Raw genomic sequence first — 18,663 nt, forward strand, 5'->3', positions numbered from 1 at the left:
CGTGACGAGTGCCGGTCCCGGGGCGGCGACGGTCCCGGGACCGGCTGCTGCCCGGGCTCCCCGATGTGCTGCTGCAGCGGCTCGGCCGGGCGATCCGGCGGGCGCCGGTCTCGGTGCTCACCGCCCGTCCCGCAGCAGCCTCGTCACCGCCGTCGCTCCGGGAACAGGCTCAAGGAACCGGCCGGACCGACCCCACACGCCCGCCGGGTCCGGGCCCTGGGAGGCCGGATGCCCATCGGTCTGCCCATGGCGCCGCAACTCCCGCCGGATGACACACGGTCCGGGCACTCGGGACACGGCTAATGCGTCGTCCGCTGCGGCCGTGGATGCGCCGGGAAGGTACGGCCCGACGACCACCCTGTCCGCCGGCCGGCCCCGGCCGCACGACGGAGTGCCGCCGCATCGAAGAGCCGTACGGCCGGGGGTGCGGGAGGGCCGCATCCATGGTCCCGGTCGCTGCGATTGCCACCTCGCGCAGGGGCCGCGGGCGATCACGACCCTCGTTCCCGCAAGGGCCGGCCCGCCGCCGATCGCCGGCTGCTCACGGGATGCCGATGCCGACGTCGATCACCCGGCCGGGGTGCGCCTCGGTCCGCTGAGAGCCGCGGCCGATCTCACCAGGACGTGCGCAGGCCTCGGGCCGTCGTCCAGCAGCCTCGCCGTGGCCGGGATCTCAGGGGTGACCATCGCACCCATGGGCGGTTCCCCTCCGGGCTCATCAGGTGCTCCTGGGCTCGACCCGGGCCGCGACGGCCCGTGGGCAGCCAGGATGCGGCGCTGTGAAGGCGCATCAAGGGCGTCGTGCGCGCGGCCGTCCACGGTCCCGGCCCGATCACCCGACCGCCTCGAAGCGCCCCGCGATGCCGCGGGCCGGTCGTGTGCGGCGAGCGACATGGTCGATCACCGGGGTGGGCAGCTGGTCCCGGCCGGCGGGCCCGGCGCAGGCCGTCACCCTCGACTGCTGACTCGGTCGAAGCCGGGCGTCACCGATGAGCACCCGCATCCGAGGTCCGCGAGCCCCGGCGCACCAGGCCGGGGACGGTCCCGGCAGCCCTTGGGCAGCCCGCGTGCGAGCGATCCGCTCCCTACCTCGACCCCCGTGACAAGGAGCCGCCGGGGTGCTTGCCCGGCGAGGGTGTCACCCTCAGTGCCCGTCGTGGAGGACCCGGAGCGCATCGGGGCCGGAGGCCGGGCGGGGCCGCGCTTCCCGGCACCCGTCACGATGCCGGTGGACCGCTCCGGTCCCGGTGGCCCCGTATCGCGGCGAATCCCGTCCTCGTCATCGTCCCCGCCGCACGACGTCAACCGCACTTGAGGTCGCCCGGCAATCGGTTCGTGACCACCCGGGGAAGTGCGGTATGGTTCTCGTGCGCGTTCGGCCGGGGGAAACCCCAGGTCAGGCGGGCAACGGGACGTGGCGCAGCTTGGTAGCGCACTTGACTGGGGGTCAAGGGGTCGCAGGTTCAAATCCTGTCGTCCCGACTTGTGAAAACGCAGGTCGGAGGCCGTGTCGGAGTGATCCGCACGGCCTCCTTCCCATTTCCGGAGACCAGGGCGGGGACCTGGGAACGACCGTGCCCGCACAGACGCCTCACGCGGCCGAGGGATTCCCGACCGGGCACCCTGTCCGTCGGGCGGTCCGTCGTCACTGAAACGGACGTCCCCGGCCGGGCGGCCGCGGTCGCCCGCCCGCCCCGCATGGGGACACGGCCCGAGGGCGGTTCCCCGACCCTGCACTCACTCGCGGCGTGCCACCAGACGGTATGCGTTGCACAAGCCGAACCGGTGCGCGAACGGTGCGATACCCCGGTCCATAAGTGTCGCCATCAGCAGCGCGGGAACCCCCGCGAGCAGCACCGCGGTCCGCAGAGCACGCCGGACCGCGCCGGGCCGGTCCGGCAGCCAGGGAAAGTCGTCCCGGGGTGCCGCCTCGTCCAGCGCCAGCCATGTCGCCGCCAGCAGATCCACGGGTTCGTGTGCCTGGGCGTGCTGCTCCGCCACCACCGTGAACCCCAGTCCGGACAGTGCCCGGCGCAGGTTCGCCACGGGGACGAGATGCAGATGCTGCGGCTGGAGCCAGGGCAGCCACAAGCGGCCGAGCAGCCGGGCGTAGTGACTGTCCGGGTCCGGTACCTCGACCACCAGATGGCCGCCGGGCCGCAATGCCGCCCGTGCCGCCTCCAGCTCCCGGAGCGGATCCGTGCTGTGCTCCAGGTAGTGGAACATGCTCACCACGTCGTACTCCGAAGTGAGTCCCGGTGCCAGCTCGGTGAAGCTGCCGTGGTGCCCACGCTCGACCCGCCCGGCCCGCTCCGCCAGCACGGCACCGTCCGACTGGTCGATCCCGTCGAAGGCCACGTCCGGCAGGACCGAGCGCGCAACCTCGCAGAAGTGCCCGTGGCCGGTGCCGACGTCGAGCCATCTCTTGGCATCGCCCAGGTACGGCAACAGGGCGTCCGCGCGGCGTCGGTAGGACCTGGTGCGGCTGCCGAACAGGCCCCCGAGCTGCTGCTCGCCCAGCCCGTCGTAGAAGTCGCGGTAGTAGAAGGCGAGCCCCCTGGAGTTGAGACGGGGGTTCTGGAAGAGGTGCCGGCAGGCGTTGCAGCGGTCGACGCGGAAGGTACCGGGCTTGTGCTGCAGCAGATCCGGGGTCTGCAGCCGCCCGCTCAGCCGGGCGGAGCCACACCACGGGCAGGTGTGGCGCATCGGTTCGAAGAACACCTGCGGGCCTTCGGCCAGCTCGGCCTCGTACAGGGGGCGCAGAGCGGCCACCGCCTCACGACGAGTCTGCTGCGGACCGGGGTTCATACGTCGTCCTCCTCACGGGCGAGTTCCTCAAGATGGGCCGCGGCCGCCTTCGCGCCGCCCGCCGCGCGGAACGCCGCGCCGATCGCACGGGCAGCGGCCCGGTGCCCCGGGGCATGCAGAACCGTGTCCACGGCCGTGCCGATCCTGGGCGCGGTCGCCCGGCCGAAACGGACCCGGACGCCCGCGCCCGCGTCGGCGACCTGTGCGGCGACGACCGGCTGGTCGTCCCGGATCGGCGCCACGACCAGGGGGACGCCGTGCCACAGTGCCTCGCACACCGTGTTGTGCCCGGCGTGACAGACGACGGCGTCCGCGTGCTCGAGGAGCGCGAGCTGCGGCACGGCCGGGACGGCGAGAACGTCCTTGTCGACGTCGGTCGCCGGGAGGCCGCGCGCGCCCGGAGCGCCGAGGACGCTCCCGGGGTCGACGACCACGGTCTGCAGCCGGTCCGCCCGTGAGCGCAGCGCCGCGGCGCACTCGGTGAGAAAGCGCGCACCGACATCGATGTTCGCCGTCCCCAGCGTGACCAGGACCATCGCCCGCCCGGGATCGAGCCAGTCCCAGGGGAACCCTTCCGGGGACGGCCGGGCGGAGAGGGACGGACCGACCCAGCGAATCCGCTCGCCGCCCCGGGCCGGCCGCCCGGCCAGCTCCTGAGTGGTGAACGCGATCACCAGACGGGGCGAGAACCGCGGGTCGGCCGATCCGCCCGGGTCGCCGATCCGCTGCCGCAGACCGTTCAGCAGGCCGTCGTTCCAGGCGGCGACCTTCGGCATGGCCGCCAGCACATCGGCGAATTCGGCCGAGGTGGTGGCCGATGTCGCCCATCGGACGCCGAGCCGCTCCGCGACCAGCCCCCCGGCCAGTGCCTGCTGGTCGGCCACCACCACATCGGGGACGAAAACGTCCATCGCCGCGTTCACGCCTTCGGCCATGGCATCCGCGAGCGGCACCAGAAACCGCTCCCAGAGAAAACGCAGCGCCTCGGGCCCCCGGATCTCGGGCGGTCTCGTGGGTACCTCGTCCTCGGCCCAGGACACGGCGCACGGGAAGACGTCCGCCTCCGGCCCGGCGAGACGGTGAACGATCGCCGGCACACCCGCCCAGGCGACCCGATGGCCCCGGGAGACCAGTTCGGCAGCCACGCCCACGAGCGGATTGATGTGCCCGACGAGCGGAGGGACGACGAGCAGAAATCGGCTCATGGGGCGTGCACCTGCATGGACGCGGCCGGCAGCGGATCGTCGTGACGATGGCGCCGGATCCAGTCGAGTACGAGATCACGCACCTGGCCCGGTGCCTCCACCAGTACGGAGTGTTCATGGCCGGGCAGCAGCACGGTCCGGCACCGGGGGAGCAGGGCCCGCAGTCGCGGCGCCTGTTCGGCGAGGTCGGAGTCGCCGCCGTAGACCGCCAGTACGGGGCAGTGCAGCGAACGGATCGCCTCCTCGGTGAGGACCTCGCAGGAGGTGAGGTCACGGGCGATCGTGGTCTCCCGCACCAGCCGGCCCGCGGCCTTCGCCAGCCGGGCGGTGTGACCACCGCGGTGGGTGGCGATCCAGTCCAGGGCGTCCGTCTCGTTCGCCGTCATCTCGTGCCTGACCCGGTCCAGCAGCCCGGCGAGCTTGTGCGCCCAGAAAGGGGTCGCGGGCTCGGACTCGACGACCGAGATGCTCGCCACCCGGCCGGGTCTGCGGACGGCATAGCCGAAGGACACCGTGCCGCCGAAGGAGTTGCCGACCAGATGGACGGGCCCGGGGACCTCCAGGCGATCGAGCAGTGTGCCGAGATCACCGACGAAGGCGTCGAGGCTGTAACCGGTGGCCGGCCGCTCGCTGCGGCCGTGCCCCCGCTGGTCGTACATCACGACATCCAGTCCGGCCGCGGCGAATGCGGGGGCGACGGTGAAGTAGTAGCTGGCCAGACTGTCGGTCAGCAGACCGTGCAGCAGAACGGCGGTGCCCGCGACGGGCCGCCCGCCCCGGGGGCCGAGGCGCTGGACATGCAGCCGGACATCGCCGGCGTCGACGATCGCCATCGGTCAGGCCGGCCCTGCGGTCTTGAGGCAGTGCGCGACGTGTTCGACGAGCCGGCCGACTGTGAGCCCGATGATCTCCTCCAGCTCCATGGTGGCCACGAACTCCGCGAAATTGACCGTGCCTCCGTAGCATTCCTCGAGATGACCGGCCAGGGTCACCAGGTCGATGCTCTCGAACTCCAGGTCCCGGCTGAAGCCGGTGTCCATCCCGATCTCGGTCCCGTCGAGTCCGTAGTCCTCGAGGACCAGCCCGATCATGGCCGTGATGTCGGCGAGGATCGCATCCTCGTCCGCGTGTAACGAGCCCGCCGACTGACTGGTGGTCACTTCCCGTCCTCCTCGTCACTGTCCTGTCCCGGACCCGGGGTCCATGCCACGACATAGGCGCGTGACGGAAGCCCCGGGGGATTGGTGACCTGCTCGCAGCGGACGCGATGGGTACGCACCGGCAGGCCGGTGTGGGCGCGGACCTCGACCGTCAGCCGGTCCTCCTGCACCGCCACAACGGCGAAGTCCTTCGGCCGGCCGTCGAATCCGGTTCCTTCCGCCTTGGCGGCCGCTTCCTTGGCGGTCCAGAACCGTGTGAACCAGAGCGCCTCCGATTCGCCGCTGGCTGCGCGGCACGCGGCCAGCAGATCGCGTTCACCGGCACCGAACGCCGCAGCCGCGGTGGCTTCGGCCGGCTCGGCGATCTCCTCGATGTCGATGCCGGGGCCGGGGGCGGGTGAGGCGCCCGTGCCGAGTGCCTGGTCCGTCGGGCGGGCCCGCACGATCGCCACGGCCGCTTCGGCACGGTGGGCGAGTGAAACGGCCAGCGGCGGCAGGGTCCGGCCGTGCAGTCCCGTGACGTACGGACGGCCGCGCCCGTCGTTGCGTACCGCCAACTCCGCCGGGAACACCGGTCCTTCGCCCCGGTCCCACATCCACCGGCGCACCGCGTCCTTCGCGGCGATCCGGCCCAGCAGCCACTGTCTGCGGCCACGCGGCGGTTGCTGCTCGTACGCGGCGCGCTCGGCGCCGCCGAGCATATTGCGCATGATGAGGTCACGGGAGGCGAGGTCCGGCCAGCGCTCGTGGACCAGCGACCAGCCATCGGGCCGGGCGAGGGACAGTGTGTTGCGCTCGGGGAACCGCTCGACCGGCCGTGTCTGCGGGTCGTTGTCGAAACGGCGGTCCTGCCAGCCGCGGATCTCCGCCCACACCGTGCCGCCGCACGTCAGCACGGCATCGGCCTCGAGCAGGGTGCTGGTGAGGGAGGTGACACGGACCAGGCACTCCACCGGTGTGCCCGGCGCGGGTGGCGGGCCGAAGAACCGCAAGTCCCGTATGCCGACAGGGAACACCACGGTCCGCTCGGCGGCCGTCGCCATGATCCAGTACCCGAGGACCTGGCCGACGTTGTCCAACAGCGCGCCTGGCGCGGTCGGGGTCGTGAGGACCGCGCGGACATGGGACCCGCCGATGGCGGTGAGTTCGGTGACACCCTGATAGGCCGGTCCGTGGAACATCCAGCGCTCGTCGTACAACTGGGCAGCCCTGTGGTCGGGGGTCCGTTCCTCCCAGGGCCCCCGCAGGACCTGAGCGGACGGCGGCGCCGGGTACTGCCCGGCGAGCCCGACCTCGGCCCGGGCGTGCGGTCCGAAGGTGACGGCGAGGCGGCCCGGCGCGACGGGCGTGATGCCGGACGTCACATCCACCGGCTCGGCAGCGGTCAGCCACCGGTCGAAGCGTGCGTCGTGCACGGCGACCGCCCGCATGCCCGGGGAGTACCGCTCGGCCGACTCCATCAGGTGGTGGACGATCGTGGTCGCGGGGACGACCGGCCAGCGGTCGGCGACGTCGGGCCAGCCGGGCCTCTGCCGGAAGAAGCAGTGGTCGAGGAGGTACGGCATGGAGCCCGGTCCGACCCGGACCGTGTACGACGCCGGGCGGGGTACGGGACCCGCCGTGGACGGCGCAGCCGGATCGGCGGCCGGTGCGGACCGCCGGGGCCCGAGCACCGGGCGGCGGACCGCCGTGCCGGGGCGGCCGGGGCCGACGGGCCGCGAGGCCGCGGCGATGAGTTCGGCGGCGGTCGTGGCGGTGTCCTGCATCAGTGCGGTGAGTTCGGCGAGGGCGGGGAAACGTTGCGCCGCGGCCGCGTCCTCTGCCGCGTCCCCTGCCACAGGAGCGGCATCGGGCCATGCGGGCGCAGCTGCGGATGGCCGTGGGGTCGTGGCTCCGGGGGCGGCCGTCCTGCCCGCCCGGGCCGCGAGTGCCGGGCGCAGCTCGGCGAGAACGTCCGGGCCGAGCGAGATCAGCGCACCGCCCAGATCCAGCCGAACCGGCGCTGGGCGCAGGGGCGTCCTGGCCCCCGCGGTGTCCCGCAACGGCGGGGCGGCGCCGGTCGCTCGGGCCGGGCGGACCGGCAGGCCGGGCCCCGTGGTCCCGCTCCCCGATGTGACGGGCAGGCGGAGGACGTCCGGGGAGAGCGCCGCGCCCTCCGTCCAGAACGCCACCGCCACGCGTCGCAGCTGCGCCAGACCGGAGCGGTGCGGCGAATTGGCCGCAACCACCAGATGGTCCCGGCCGGCCAGGGTGTCGCCGATCAGCGAGCCGAGCTGACCCGTTCCGACCTGCACGAATGCCCTGAATCCCGCTCGGTGCAGAGCCTCCGTCAGCTGCCGGAAGCGGACGGGTTCCAGCAGATGGCGGATGAACAGCCCCCGAATCGCAGCCTCGTCGGCCGGATACGGCGACGCCGTCGTCCCCGACCAGACCGGCACCTTCGGCGGGTGCAGTGAGAACCGCTCGGCCGCAGCCCTGAACGGTCCGAGGCACGGCTCCAGCATCGGCGTGTGGAAACCGGACCGGAACGGCAGCACCCGGCAGAGCACGCCCTGCGCCCGGAACGAGCGGACGAACTCCTCGACGGCGTCCGGCGGCCCGCACACCATCGACTGGCTGGGAGCGTTGTCGTGGGACAGGGTCACCGGCGCACCGGCTGCCGCCAGCGCGGCCCGCACCCGGTCGGCGGAGGCACCGACGGCCGCGAAGGCGAGGTCCGGCACGGTCACCGTGTCCGGGTCCAGCGAGGCCATGAACTCGTCGACGGCCCGCTCCTCGTACAGTCCCGCCGCGGCCATCGCCGTCCACTCGCCCACGCTGTGCCCCGCCACCGCATCCGGTACGACGCCCATGCGCCGCAGTGCCGCATCCAGGAGCCGGCCCACGGCGACGACACCGAGCCCATGACGTCCGACGTCGCCGACCTCCGCCGTACCGTTCCCGCCGGACGTCGGCGGCGCGGCGAGCCCGAAGTGCCCGGCGACGTCGTCCACGCGGGGCGTGAACTCGCCTTCCAGGCCGGGGAAGACGAACGCGACACGGCCGGAGGATGCGCCCCCCAGCAGCGGGTCGGGTGTGAACCAGACGTCGTTGCGTCCCCTCCAGGCCCGCCCTCTGGCGACAGCCCGCCTCGCGAGCGCGAGCCGCTTGGGCGTCGGGTCCACGATGCCGAGACGGCTGCGTCCGCGGGCCGGTGCCGGATGCGGGTCCGGGGCGGTGGAGAGCAGGGCCGAATCGTCGGTGTCCAGCAGGTTCCCGAGGCCCTCCGGGGTGTCGGCGGCGAGCAGCAGCACCCGCTCCTGCTCGGCCACCGACGCGAGCGGGACCGCACCGGCCAAGAGCGCACCGGCCAAGAGGCCGGGACTCCTCGGGGTATCAGGAGAGCCCGGACCTTCCGCGCTCCCCGACGGGCCCGCCGCCCGGGTGCCCGTGGCTCCGGGCGGCACCGGGGGGTCCAGGGTGTGCGGGGTCCGCCCGGGTCGGGCCGCAGGTGCCACACCTGCGAACCATGGGGCGCCCGGGGCCTGTTCGAGGACCACATGGGCGTTGATCCCGCCGAAGCCGAAGGCGTTGACCGCGGCCCGGCGTGGACCCGCGCCCGCCTCCCAGGGCTCCGCCGTCGCAAGCGGGCGGAACCGGGTCTGTGCAAGCGCGGGGTGCGGCTCGTCGCAGTGCAGGGTCGGCAGCAGCATCCGGTGATGCACGGCGAGCGCGGCCTTGATCAGTCCTGCCACTCCGGCGGCGGGCATCGCATGACCGATCATCGACTTCACCGAGCCGATCACGGGCCGCCGACCGGCTTCGCCCCGGTGCGTCCCGTCCGCTCCGAACACCTCCCTGAGCGTGGTGAGTTCGGCGGCGTCCCCGGCAGGAGTCGCGGTGCCGTGGGCTTCGAGCAGACCGACCGAACCCGGCTGGGCCGGATCCATGCCCGCAGCGCGCCACGCCTGTTGCACGGCGCGGATCTGGCCACCCGGATCGGGGCTGACCAGGCCGGCCGCACGGCCGTCGCTGCTCACCGCCGTTCCCCGGACCACCGCGTAGACACGGTCGCCGTCCCGTTCCGCATCGGACAGCCGCTTGAGGACGACCACCCCGGTGCCCTCGCCGATGAGGATGCCGTCCGCGCTCCTGTGGAACGGACGGATGCGCTGGCTCGGTGACAGCGCGCGGAGCTGCGAGAAGACGCTCCACAGCGTGATGTCGTGGCAGTGGTGCACACCGCCGGCGAGCATCAGGTCGCAGCGTCCGGAGGCGAGTTCGGCGACCGCCTGGTCCACGGCGACGAGCGAGGACGCGCAGGCGGCGTCCACGGTGTAGGCCGGGCCGCGCAGATCGAGCCGGTTGGCCACTCTCGAGGCGGCCAGATTGGGCACCAGACCGATGGCGTTCTCGGGCCGGTCCGGTCCGAGCCGCTCGGTGAACGCTTCATGGACCCGTGCGAGTTGGGCCGGGTGCAGCTCGGGCAGCAGCTCTCCGAGGGTGCGGACGAGCTGACCCGCCGTGCGCACCCGCTGGTCCAGCCTGACCAGCCCGGGAGTCAGATAACCGCCCCGCCCCAGGACCACCCCGATCCGCTCCCGTCCGGGCAGCCGGTCGTCGCCGCCCGCGTCGGCCAGGGCGGACGCCGCCACCTGCAGGGCGATCAGCTGGTCCGGCTCGGTGCCGGACACCGCGCTGGGCATGATCCCGAACCGTGTCACATCGACGTCCGCCAGCGCGTCCACGAACCCCCCGCGCCGGCAGTAGACACGGTCCGCAGCGGACGGCCCCGCGAAGGCACCGGGGCTGTAGTAGGCGGTGTCCCAGCGGCCTTGGGGCACTTCGCCGATCGCGTCCACGCCGTTCACCAGGTTGCGCCAGTACGCGGCCAGGTCGGGTGCCCCGGGCAGCAGCACCGCCATCCCGGTGATCGCGACGGGCACGGTCCGGTACCCCGGGCCCTCGATGTCCCTCAGCCGGTCGTCGCTCGTCGCGCCCCGGTCCATCTCACCACTCCGATGCGGTGTGGACGACGGCCGCGGTGGTCTCGTCGCCCCAGGCCAGCTCCCGCAGCAGCGCGATCGGTCCCTCCTCCGGGTCGATCAGTGTGATGCCGCGCCTCGCGTACTCGCGGGCCAGCTCCGGGCCCACCATTCCGGTGTGCACCCCGGTGGGCGCCCAGGGCCCCCAGTGCACGGTCAGCGCCCGGCGCCCGGTGCGGGTGGCCCAGTGTTCGCCCAGGGTCTCCAGTGCGTCGTTGGCAGCGGCGTAGTCCGCCTGGCCCCGGTTGCCGAACACGGCCGAGACGCTGCCGAACAGGACTACGAACGAGGGGCCGTCGGGCAGTTCCTCGAGCGCCGCGAGCAGCGAAGAGGCGCCCGAGACCTTGGTGCCGTACACCCGCTGGAACGATTCGGCCGACTTCTCCTCGATCAGCCTGTCCTCGATGACACCCGCTGCGTGCACCACACCGTCCAGCCTGCCGTGCTCGGCATGGATCTCCTTGACCGTCTGGAGCACGACGGCCGGTTCCCGGCAGTCCACGCTCCGATAGCGGACCGTGCTGCCGGCGGCTTCGAGCGCGGCCACCGTGGCCGTGATCTCCCTCTGGGCGAGGACCAGTTCGGCCGCGCGGTCGATCTCGGCGGGGGAACCGTGCTCTCCGCGGGAAGCGAGGACCGCGCGCAGGGCGGCCCGGTCACCGGCCGCCGCGGTCGCCGGATCCTCGGGCCCGGCGGGGGCGGGTGTTCTGCCCAGCAGCTCGATGCGGCACCGGGAGGCGGTGGCCAGTGCGAGGGCGAACGTGGCCGTGATTCCGCGCGCGCCGCCCGTGAGCAGGACGACGGAGTCCCGGTCGAGACCGAGCGCTGCGGCTTCGGCCGCACCGTCGCCGGCAGGTCCTGCCCCGCTCGTGGCGAGCGGACCGAGCGGTACTTCGGCCGGTTCCAGCCCGAACCTGACGTCGGGGCCGCGCAGCACGACCGCCGAGCCGGCGGGGGCGGTCAGCTCCGAAACCAGTGCGTCGGCCACCGCGTCGGGAGTGCGGAGAAGGGGTTTCGTGCCCGGCTCGTCCCGTGCGCCGTCCAGGTCGATCACGGCGGCGCCGACGTCCGGGAATTCGCGGGCGACGGTGCGGAAGAGACCGCGCAGTCCGGCCGCTCGTACGGCCGCGCGGCCGTTCTCGGCGTACCGAACCGCGATCATTCTGCCCGGGCGGCACCGCAACGCGGCCTGGACGGCGGGGAAGGCGGCGGGCAGCACCGGCGGCCCCGACTCCGCCAGTGGGCCGAGCAGGAGGACACCGTCCAGCGGCCCGTCCTGCTCGCCGAGCAGATGTCCGGATCCGAACCGGACGGACGTGGCACCGTGTTCGCCGAGCCGGTCGGCGAGCGCGGTGGCCGTCCCGGCCAGTTCGCCGTCGCCGTCGCCCAGCAGCGCGAACCGTCGTCCGGCGAGTGCGGATGCTGCTTCCTGCCCCGGGACGTCGGCCAGGGGCACCGCGCGCTGCAGATACCTCTTCGGTGCCGCCACGGGAGCCTGTGGCGTGCCGGGCGTGCCGGGCGTGCCGGACGCGGCGAGGGGTGCCGGGGACGGTCGTTCGCCGGCGCCGGGCGTCGCGGAGCCTCTGTTCCCCGCGGCCCGTCCGGACAACGGTCCGGGGCCGGCGGGCGATGCCTTGGACGGCACTCCGCCGGCACCGGTGACAGCGGCGTTCTCCGCAGCAGCCGGTCCTGGCGGAGACCCGGGCGACTCCTGAGCCGTGCCGGAGGACATGAGGGCGGCGAGCCGGGCCGCGACCGCCGCAGCCGTCCTCGCCTTCGCCAACTCCTCCATCCCGGCGTCGTCCAGAGCCGCCGCACTTGCGGCCACGGCGCCTGTTCCGACCAGCCGTCGCGCCAGCTCACCGATGATCTCGGTGCGTTTGATCGAGTCGATGCTCAGATCCGCCTCGAGATCGAGACCGGGCTCGACCATGTCCGCCGGGTAGCCCGTGCGTTCGCTGACGATCTCGACGACCATGCGCAGCAGATCCTGCTCGGACGGCATCGCCGGTGACGCCGACACCTCGTCCCGGGGCCCCGGTGATGGCGCTTCCGTGGCCGGAGCGGCGGGTGCCACCGGCGACGGCTGCGCCCAGGGCTGCACCGCGGCGGGTACGGCAGGCCCCGCGGCCGTGGCTTCGCCCGGCGCCGCGACGGCCTGTCCGCCGAAGTACGTCAGCAGGACATCGCGCTGCGCCGCGACCATCTCCCGGCTGGTCCGCAGGAATTCGGCGATCAGGGCGTCCTGGCGGGCTGCTGCCCCGTCGGCCGCCCCCTCGGTGTGGTTCGTCGTCACAGTCGTCTCCACGACACGTCGGGCCGGTGCCAGCGCACCGGGAAGAAGACCGCCGGATGCGGTCCGGACCAGGTGGCCGTCGACCGTCCAGCCGGGCTGCCGCTCGATCGCGGCTCGGCTCGCGTCCACCGCGTCACGTCCGCGGAACATCCAGTCGGTACGGACCGGAAGCCCGGCCACCGCGAGCCTGGCGAGGGCGTCCAGCAGTCCGGGCAGACCGCTGCCGGGCCGGGGCTCGCAGGCGACGGTGCGGTGCGGGCGGTCGCCGAGGATGCCGGCGACCAGGCGGGTGAGGACCTGCCCGGGCCCGGCTTCGACGAAGACCCGGGCCCCCGCCGCGTACATCGCCTCGATCTGCTCCATGAAACGGACCGGTGCGCCGATCTGCGCCGCCAGCTCCGCGCGGATCGCGTCGGGTTCGTGTCCGTACGGTCGGGCTGTTCGGTTCGCCCACACCGGGAACTCGGGGGCCCGCACGGTGTGTTCTGCAAGGACCCGTGCGAAGGGCTCGGCCGCCCCGGCGACCAGGGGACTGTGGAAGGCGCAGGCCACGGGCAGCCGTTTCGCTCCGAGTCCCGCCTCGCGCAGCAGCCGTACCGCGGCGTCGACGGCCGAGGTGGGGCCGGAGACGACCGACTGGCGTGGCGCGTTGTGGTTGGCGACGACCAGTCCGCTGCCGGGTTCCCCGGGGCCGGCCGTGCTCAGCGCCCGTTCGACGTCCTGCGCGGAGGCCGACACCGCGGCCATGGCTCCGGGCTCGTCGCCGGCCGCCGCGAGGATCGCGGATGCGCGCTCCGCGCTCAGTTCCAGCAGGGTCTCCGGGTCGATGGCGCCGGCCGTGCACAGCGCGACCAGCTCTCCGTAGCTGTGGCCCGCCGCCAGGTCCGGGTGGACACCGGACCGGGCGAGCAGCGCATGCGCGGCGAGATCGACGATTCCGAGAGCCGGCTGGGCGGCCCGGGTGTCCGTGAGAGCGGTCCGCAGACGGTCGTTGCCGTTGTCGTCGAAGGCCGCGGGTGGATACAGCGCCGCCGCGGTGCCCTTGCCGAGGGTGAGCAGATGCTGCAGCTCGGGAAAGGCCGCGAAGACGTCGGCGAACATGCCCGGCCGCTGACTGCCCTGGCCCGGGAAGAGAAAGGCGACCCTGCCGTCCGACCCCGGGTCCGCGTCGGCGGTGTGGATGCCTGCCGTCGGATCGTGCTCACCGGCCAGGACCCGCCGCAGCTGCGTGCACAGCCCTGCCGGGTCGGTGGCGACGACGGCGACCCGTACGGGACCGTGCCCCGAGGCGCTGCGGCGGGAGGCTGCCGCGGCCAGATCGCGCAACCGCCATCGCCCCGGGCCGTCCGCATCGGCCGACGCGAGCTCCAGCAGCGCCTCGACGGCCCGGTGGGCCGCCGGGACGTCGGCGCCGCGGAAGGTGAACAGCTCGGCGGGCCAGGCGTCCCTGCCGTGGACCGGTGGCACGGCGCCGCCGTGTGCGCTCAGCACGACGTGGAAGTTGGTGCCCCCGAAGCCGAACGCGCTCAGTCCGGCGATCCTCTGCTCGGGTGCGGTTGCCCACGGCAGCGCCTCCCGGTGGAACGCGAACGGGCTGCGGCCGTCCTCCCATGCGGGGTTGGGCTGCTCCAGATGCAGGGTCGGCGGTCTGACAGCGGTGTGCAGTGCCATCGAGGTCTTGATGAGTCCGGCCAGTCCTGCCGCGCATTTCGTGTGCCCGATCTGCGATTTGACCGACCCGAGGACACAACTGCCCGGACTCGCCCCCGCCGCCTCGAACACCTCCGTGAGGACGTTCAGTTCGGTGCGGTCGCCGACCACGGTGCCGGTCCCGTGCGCCTCCAGCAGCCCCACCTCGGAGGGGGAGGCGCCCGCATTGCGGTACGCGCGCTCCAGGGCTGCGCGCTGCCCCTCCGGGCGGGGCGCGGTCAGTCCGAGGGACCGGCCGTCGCTCGAGCTGCCGACACCCTTGATCACCGCATATATCCGGTCGCCGTCGCGCTCGGCGTCCGCCAGCCGTTTGAGCACGACGCACGCCACGCCTTCGCCGAGTGCGATGCCGTCGGCGGAGCGGTCGAAAGCCCGCGAGCGGCCGGTCGGGGAGAGCGCGTGCACGGACGAGAACAGGACGAAGTCGTTGACGCCGTTGTGCAGATCGGCGCCCCCGCACAGCACCAGGTCACTGGTGCCGGCGACCAGTTCCTTGCACGCCACGTCCACCGCCGCGAGCGAGGATGCACAGGCCGCGTCCACGGTGAAGTTCGGCCCGCCGAGGTCGAGCCGGTTCGCGATCCGGCCGGAGATCACATTGGCGAGCATGCCGGGGAACGAGTCCTCGGTCAGCCCGGGCAGCTGCTCCTCGAGTCCTTGCGGCACCTTGCCGTAGTACGAAGGCAGAACGGCGCGCAGCGTGGCGGCGTTGGACAGGTCACTGCCGGGTTCGGCGCCGAAGACCACACCCGTGCGCATACGGTCGAAGTCCCGGCCCCCCACGCCGTACCCCGCGTCCTCCAGCGCCCGTCGGGCGGACTCCAGGGCCAGCAGTTGCACGGGCTCGATGCTGCCGAGCGAGGCCGGTGGTATCCCGTAGCGCAGCGGGTCGAAGGGCACGGGCGGCAGGAACCCGCCCCACCTGGAGGCGACCTGTCCACCCGCCTCGGTGCAGTGCACGGACGGATCCCAGCGCTCGGGAGGGACTTCGCCGACCGCGTCGACGTTGTCGAGCACATTGGCCCAGAATGCGGCGAGGTCCGGGGCCCCCGGGAACATGCAGGCCATCCCGACGACGGCCACGTCCAGCGGCGGGGGCGGCGCCGGGTCACCGGACGGCCGCGCGCCGGGACCGCCGATACCGAGGCGGGGCCGCAGTTGCTCCGCGGCCTCGGTCAGGAACCGGGCGGCACCTGTGACCACCGATGCGTGCAGCTGTGCCACGGTGGTGGTCGCAGAGCGCAGCACGGCGACCTCACCGGCCATGAACATACCCTCGGTCAGCTGGCGTTCCTCGTCGACGGGGGCCAGCACTCCGTCTCCGGTCCGCTCCGTTCCCTTGGCCGCGATCCGCAGTCTTCCGACATTGAGGCGCTCCAGTCGCTCCCAGATCTCCCGGTCGCCGAGCCCCTCGCTCCGCATCCCCGCTTCCAACGCCCGGAAGCCGTCACTGAAGGGACTCGGCACACAGCGGGTCGCATGGCCCGGCGCGGTCTCCAGCAGGGTGGTGGTCCCGGCCTGCAGGACCTGCCGCTGGAACAGCGGGCGTACGGCGCCGTGCTCCACTGCCTCCTCGGTGAACAGATAGGCCGTGCCCATCAGTACGCCGACGGCGCAGCCCCGTTCGCCGAGTGGCCCGGTGAGCGCGGCGGTCATAGCCGAGGAGCGCTCGTCGTGGATGCCGCCGGCGAGGAACACTTCGATCTGCTCGGCGGTGCTGCGTGCCGTGGCTTCGTCCGCACCCTGCCGTATCCCGTCGATGAAGTCCTCGAGCACGGCGAGCTGCGCCTCCCAGAGCGGGAAGCTGTTGCGGGGGCCGACATGGCCGCCGCACTCGGCGCCCTCGAAGACGAACCGCCGGGCGCCCGCGTCGAGGAACTGCCGCAACAGGCCGGGTGACGGCACATGCAGAAACGCCTTGATCCCGGCCTGTTCCAGTGCTTGCGCCTGCGAGGGCCGGCCGCCGGCGACGATGGCGTGGCTGGGGCGGCACGCCCGCACCGCCTCCAGCTGGGCGGCACGTGTCTCCTCCGGCGCGAAGCCCAGGATGCCGACACCCCACGGCCGGCCGTCCAGGATGTGCCGGGCCTTCTCCAGCATCGACCGTGACTGTTCACCGCCGGCGAGTGCCAGGGCGATGAAGGGCAGGGCCCCGTCGTCCGCGACGGCGGCGGCGAAGTCCGCATGATCACTGACCCGTGTCATCGGCCCCTGGGCGACCGGGAGCCGGGTGCCGAGTGCCAGAGCCATCGGCGAGCCGGGCCGCAGTGACTGCAGGGCGGTGTCCTTGCGGACGGCGTCCCGTACGGCAGTGGTGACGGCGCGGACGGCCCGGCCGGTGTCGCCGTACCGCTCGGCGAAACGCGCGGCCAGGAAGCCGTCCTGGCCCACGGGGAGACCGGTCTCCGGGCTCTTGTGGCCGCCGCCTTCGAGCAGGCCGTTGTGCGCGTTGTCGTTGCCGGCTGTGTCGTTGCCGCCGACGGGGTCCGGAGCCCGCCTGCCACGTCGGCGCAGCGTCCGCCGGCCGTCGGCCACGGTCGTCTCCGAGCCGTCCATCGTCCGCAGCAGTGCCGCCACATGCTCGGGCACACCGGACTCGTCAAGCAGCGCGAGCTGGGTGTCCAGAACCACTCCGGCGGCTCCGCCGACGACTGCGGCGGCTGCGGTTCCCGGTGCGATGCCTCCGCAGGCCCACACCGGGATTCCAGGTAACTCCTCGGCAGCGAGCAGCTGTTGGAGCAGGACGAAGGTGCTCAGTTCCCCGATGGGCCCTCCGCACTCGCTGCCGCGGGCGATCAGGCCCCCGGCCCCGGCGCTGGCGGCGCGGGCGGCCTCGGCCAGACCGGTGACCTCGACGAGCACGCGGCATCCCGCGGGTACGGCATCGATCCGCCAGGCCGATCCGGGGGCGAGGACGACGGTCCCGGGCCGATGGTCGCCCGTGGCCCGGCCGAGCTCGTGGGGGCCGAGCCGGCAGTGCGGTCCGATCCTCACCCCGTAGGGGCCCCGAGCCCAACGGCTCAGTGACGCAAGGGCGTCCCTGGCTCTGCGGTCCCCGGTTCCCAGGTCGAGCACCCCCAGGCCGCCGGCGCGGCACACCGCGGCGGCGAGACGGGCATCCGGCTCACCGAAGGGGGTTGTTCCGATGACCAGGTCCACGACGTGCTCTGCCGACGTCATAATTCTCCGAATAAGCATTGGCGTTGCCCGGAGGTTAAATTTCGGTCAATCAGAAGCGCAGGATGTGCGGAGTCTCGCAATACCACGAGAAAAAATTCGGGCCATCGGCCGAACGGCTTGAAGATAGCGTCGAGTTACTGATCGGTCAACCATCGGTCAAAGGCGCCGCGGTTCCGTTGTTCCGATGAGTCGATGCAGTGCAGGAATGCGGACACGGCGAAATCGGGCGGCGAGGATGAAGTCTCGCGGCCCGGGTCCGCCGTGGAATTCCGCAGGGAAATGTCGGGGGGTGGGTGTGGGGGTGGGTATGTGGGGGAGAGAAGGGGGGACCGGCGGCGCGGCCCGCCATCCTTTCGTGTCCGTGGTGGACTGTCAATATCGAATTCAAGATCTTCTGATGACTCGTCAGACGCCTTGCGGTGGTGGCGGTCCACCGGGTGCGGGTGGCGTCGTGGGGGCCGGGCGCTTTCCTTGGCCCCGGCCTGTGGGGAGTGGCGGAAAAGAGTCTGGCGTATCCGTGGAGGCAGATTTCCGGCCGCCTCGGTGCTGCCGGGATGTTGGATTCCGCTTCCGGCTGCCCATGCATTTCCGGACGTGTGCGTCGGGTTGTGCCGGCACGGTGGGAGGACGGTCGGGCGGGGCGGCGGGTGAAGGTGCACGGCGCCGCCCGCGCGAACCGCGAGGGGACGGGTCCCTCGGATCGGCCCCCCGGCGTTCAGGCCGGTTTCTCCGTCTGCTCCTTGTTGGCCTTCAGCTTCATCCACACCGCGCTGAGGGCTTCGAGGTCCTTCTGGTCGAGGATGTCGGTGAAGACGGGAGCCAGGGTGTCCCGTCGGGTGGCGTCGGCCTCGGCGAAGACATGGTGGCCCTCCGGGGTGAGGGCCACCTCGATGGAGCGTGCGTCCTTTGCGGACGGGGTGCGGGTGACGAGGCCGCGGGCCTGAAGGGCGTCGACGACGCGGGAGACCTGGCTGCGGCTGAGCATGGTGCTGTTCCCGAGTACGGAAGCCGGTACCGGATCCGGGCTGGAGGCCAGCCAGAGCATGACCTCGAACCATGAGACGGGGAGGTCGTGGGCCTTGGTGAGGGCGCGGTCGACGCGTTCGGTCAGGACCGTACCGGCCCAGACCAGCCCGTAGAAGGCGTGGTCGGCGACGGGCATCTCGGCCTGCGTGAGCTTCCTTTTCGGCATAGCCTGAGTCTACGGGTTGCGTGTGCGTACACACAATGACTATGGTGTGTGTACACGCACTGAATCGCTTCCGATTTTGCGAACGAAA

Annotated in this window: 7 protein-coding genes and 1 tRNA gene; 1 reads left to right on the forward strand and 7 read right to left on the reverse strand. The window is 72.8% G+C overall.

Features of this window, described 5'->3' with window-relative positions:
- Nucleotides 1-1,408: 1,408 nt before the first annotated feature.
- Nucleotides 1,409-1,482, forward strand: a tRNA-Pro gene (locus tag AC068D_RS03540).
- 255 nt (nucleotides 1,483-1,737) lie between these two features.
- Here AC068D_RS03540 and AC068D_RS03545 read toward each other — a convergent pair.
- The 7 genes from AC068D_RS03545 to AC068D_RS03575 all read right to left on the reverse strand — a co-directional run bounded on the left by AC068D_RS03545 (nucleotide 1,738) and on the right by AC068D_RS03575 (nucleotide 18,575).
- Nucleotides 1,738-2,808, reverse strand: a complete 1,071-nt coding sequence (locus AC068D_RS03545) for a class I SAM-dependent methyltransferase (protein ID WP_478821243.1) — start codon at nucleotides 2,806-2,808, stop codon at nucleotides 1,738-1,740.
- Entirely contained in the window at nucleotides 2,805-4,013 is a 1,209-nt protein-coding gene (locus AC068D_RS03550) for a glycosyltransferase (RefSeq protein ID WP_478821244.1), read from the reverse strand. The genes AC068D_RS03545 and AC068D_RS03550 overlap by 4 nt, the downstream gene beginning before the upstream one ends.
- Entirely contained in the window at nucleotides 4,010-4,846 is an 837-nt protein-coding gene (locus AC068D_RS03555; protein ID WP_478821245.1) for an alpha/beta fold hydrolase, read from the reverse strand. The genes AC068D_RS03550 and AC068D_RS03555 overlap by 4 nt, the downstream gene beginning before the upstream one ends.
- Before the next feature lie 3 nt (nucleotides 4,847-4,849).
- Nucleotides 4,850-5,173, reverse strand: coding sequence for an acyl carrier protein (locus AC068D_RS03560; protein WP_478821246.1), 324 nt, complete (start codon nucleotides 5,171-5,173; stop codon nucleotides 4,850-4,852).
- Nucleotides 5,170-10,161: a beta-ketoacyl synthase N-terminal-like domain-containing protein gene (locus AC068D_RS03565; RefSeq protein WP_478821247.1), complete on the reverse strand. Its 4,992-nt coding sequence runs from the start codon at nucleotides 10,159-10,161 to the stop codon at nucleotides 5,170-5,172. The genes AC068D_RS03560 and AC068D_RS03565 overlap by 4 nt, the downstream gene beginning before the upstream one ends.
- A 1-nt stretch (nucleotide 10,162) precedes the next feature.
- On the reverse strand, nucleotides 10,163-17,383 hold the full coding sequence (locus tag AC068D_RS03570; RefSeq protein ID WP_478821248.1) for an SDR family NAD(P)-dependent oxidoreductase: 7,221 nt from the start codon (nucleotides 17,381-17,383) through the stop codon (nucleotides 10,163-10,165).
- A gap of 715 nt (nucleotides 17,384-18,098) precedes the next feature.
- On the reverse strand, nucleotides 18,099-18,575 hold the full coding sequence (locus tag AC068D_RS03575) for a MarR family winged helix-turn-helix transcriptional regulator (RefSeq protein ID WP_478821249.1): 477 nt from the start codon (nucleotides 18,573-18,575) through the stop codon (nucleotides 18,099-18,101).
- Between the last annotated feature and the right edge of the window lie 88 nt (nucleotides 18,576-18,663).

Source organism: Streptomyces sp. NPDC043861, assembly GCF_056435905.1.

What these genes read in the sequence shown, in the direction of transcription:
- AC068D_RS03545 (WP_478821243.1), bottom strand. Translation starts at nt 2,808, where the DNA reads ATGAACCCCGGTCCGCAGCAGACTCGTCGTGAGGCGGTGGCCGCTCTG.
- AC068D_RS03550 (WP_478821244.1), bottom strand. Translation starts at nt 4,013, where the DNA reads ATGAGCCGATTTCTGCTCGTCGTCCCTCCGCTCGTCGGGCACATCAAT.
- AC068D_RS03555 (WP_478821245.1), bottom strand. Translation starts at nt 4,846, where the DNA reads ATGGCGATCGTCGACGCCGGCGATGTCCGGCTGCATGTCCAGCGCCTC.
- AC068D_RS03565 (WP_478821247.1), bottom strand. Translation starts at nt 10,161, where the DNA reads ATGGACCGGGGCGCGACGAGCGACGACCGGCTGAGGGACATCGAGGGC.
- AC068D_RS03570 (WP_478821248.1), bottom strand. Translation starts at nt 17,383, where the DNA reads ATGACGTCGGCAGAGCACGTCGTGGACCTGGTCATCGGAACAACCCCC.
- AC068D_RS03575 (WP_478821249.1), bottom strand. Translation starts at nt 18,575, where the DNA reads ATGCCGAAAAGGAAGCTCACGCAGGCCGAGATGCCCGTCGCCGACCAC.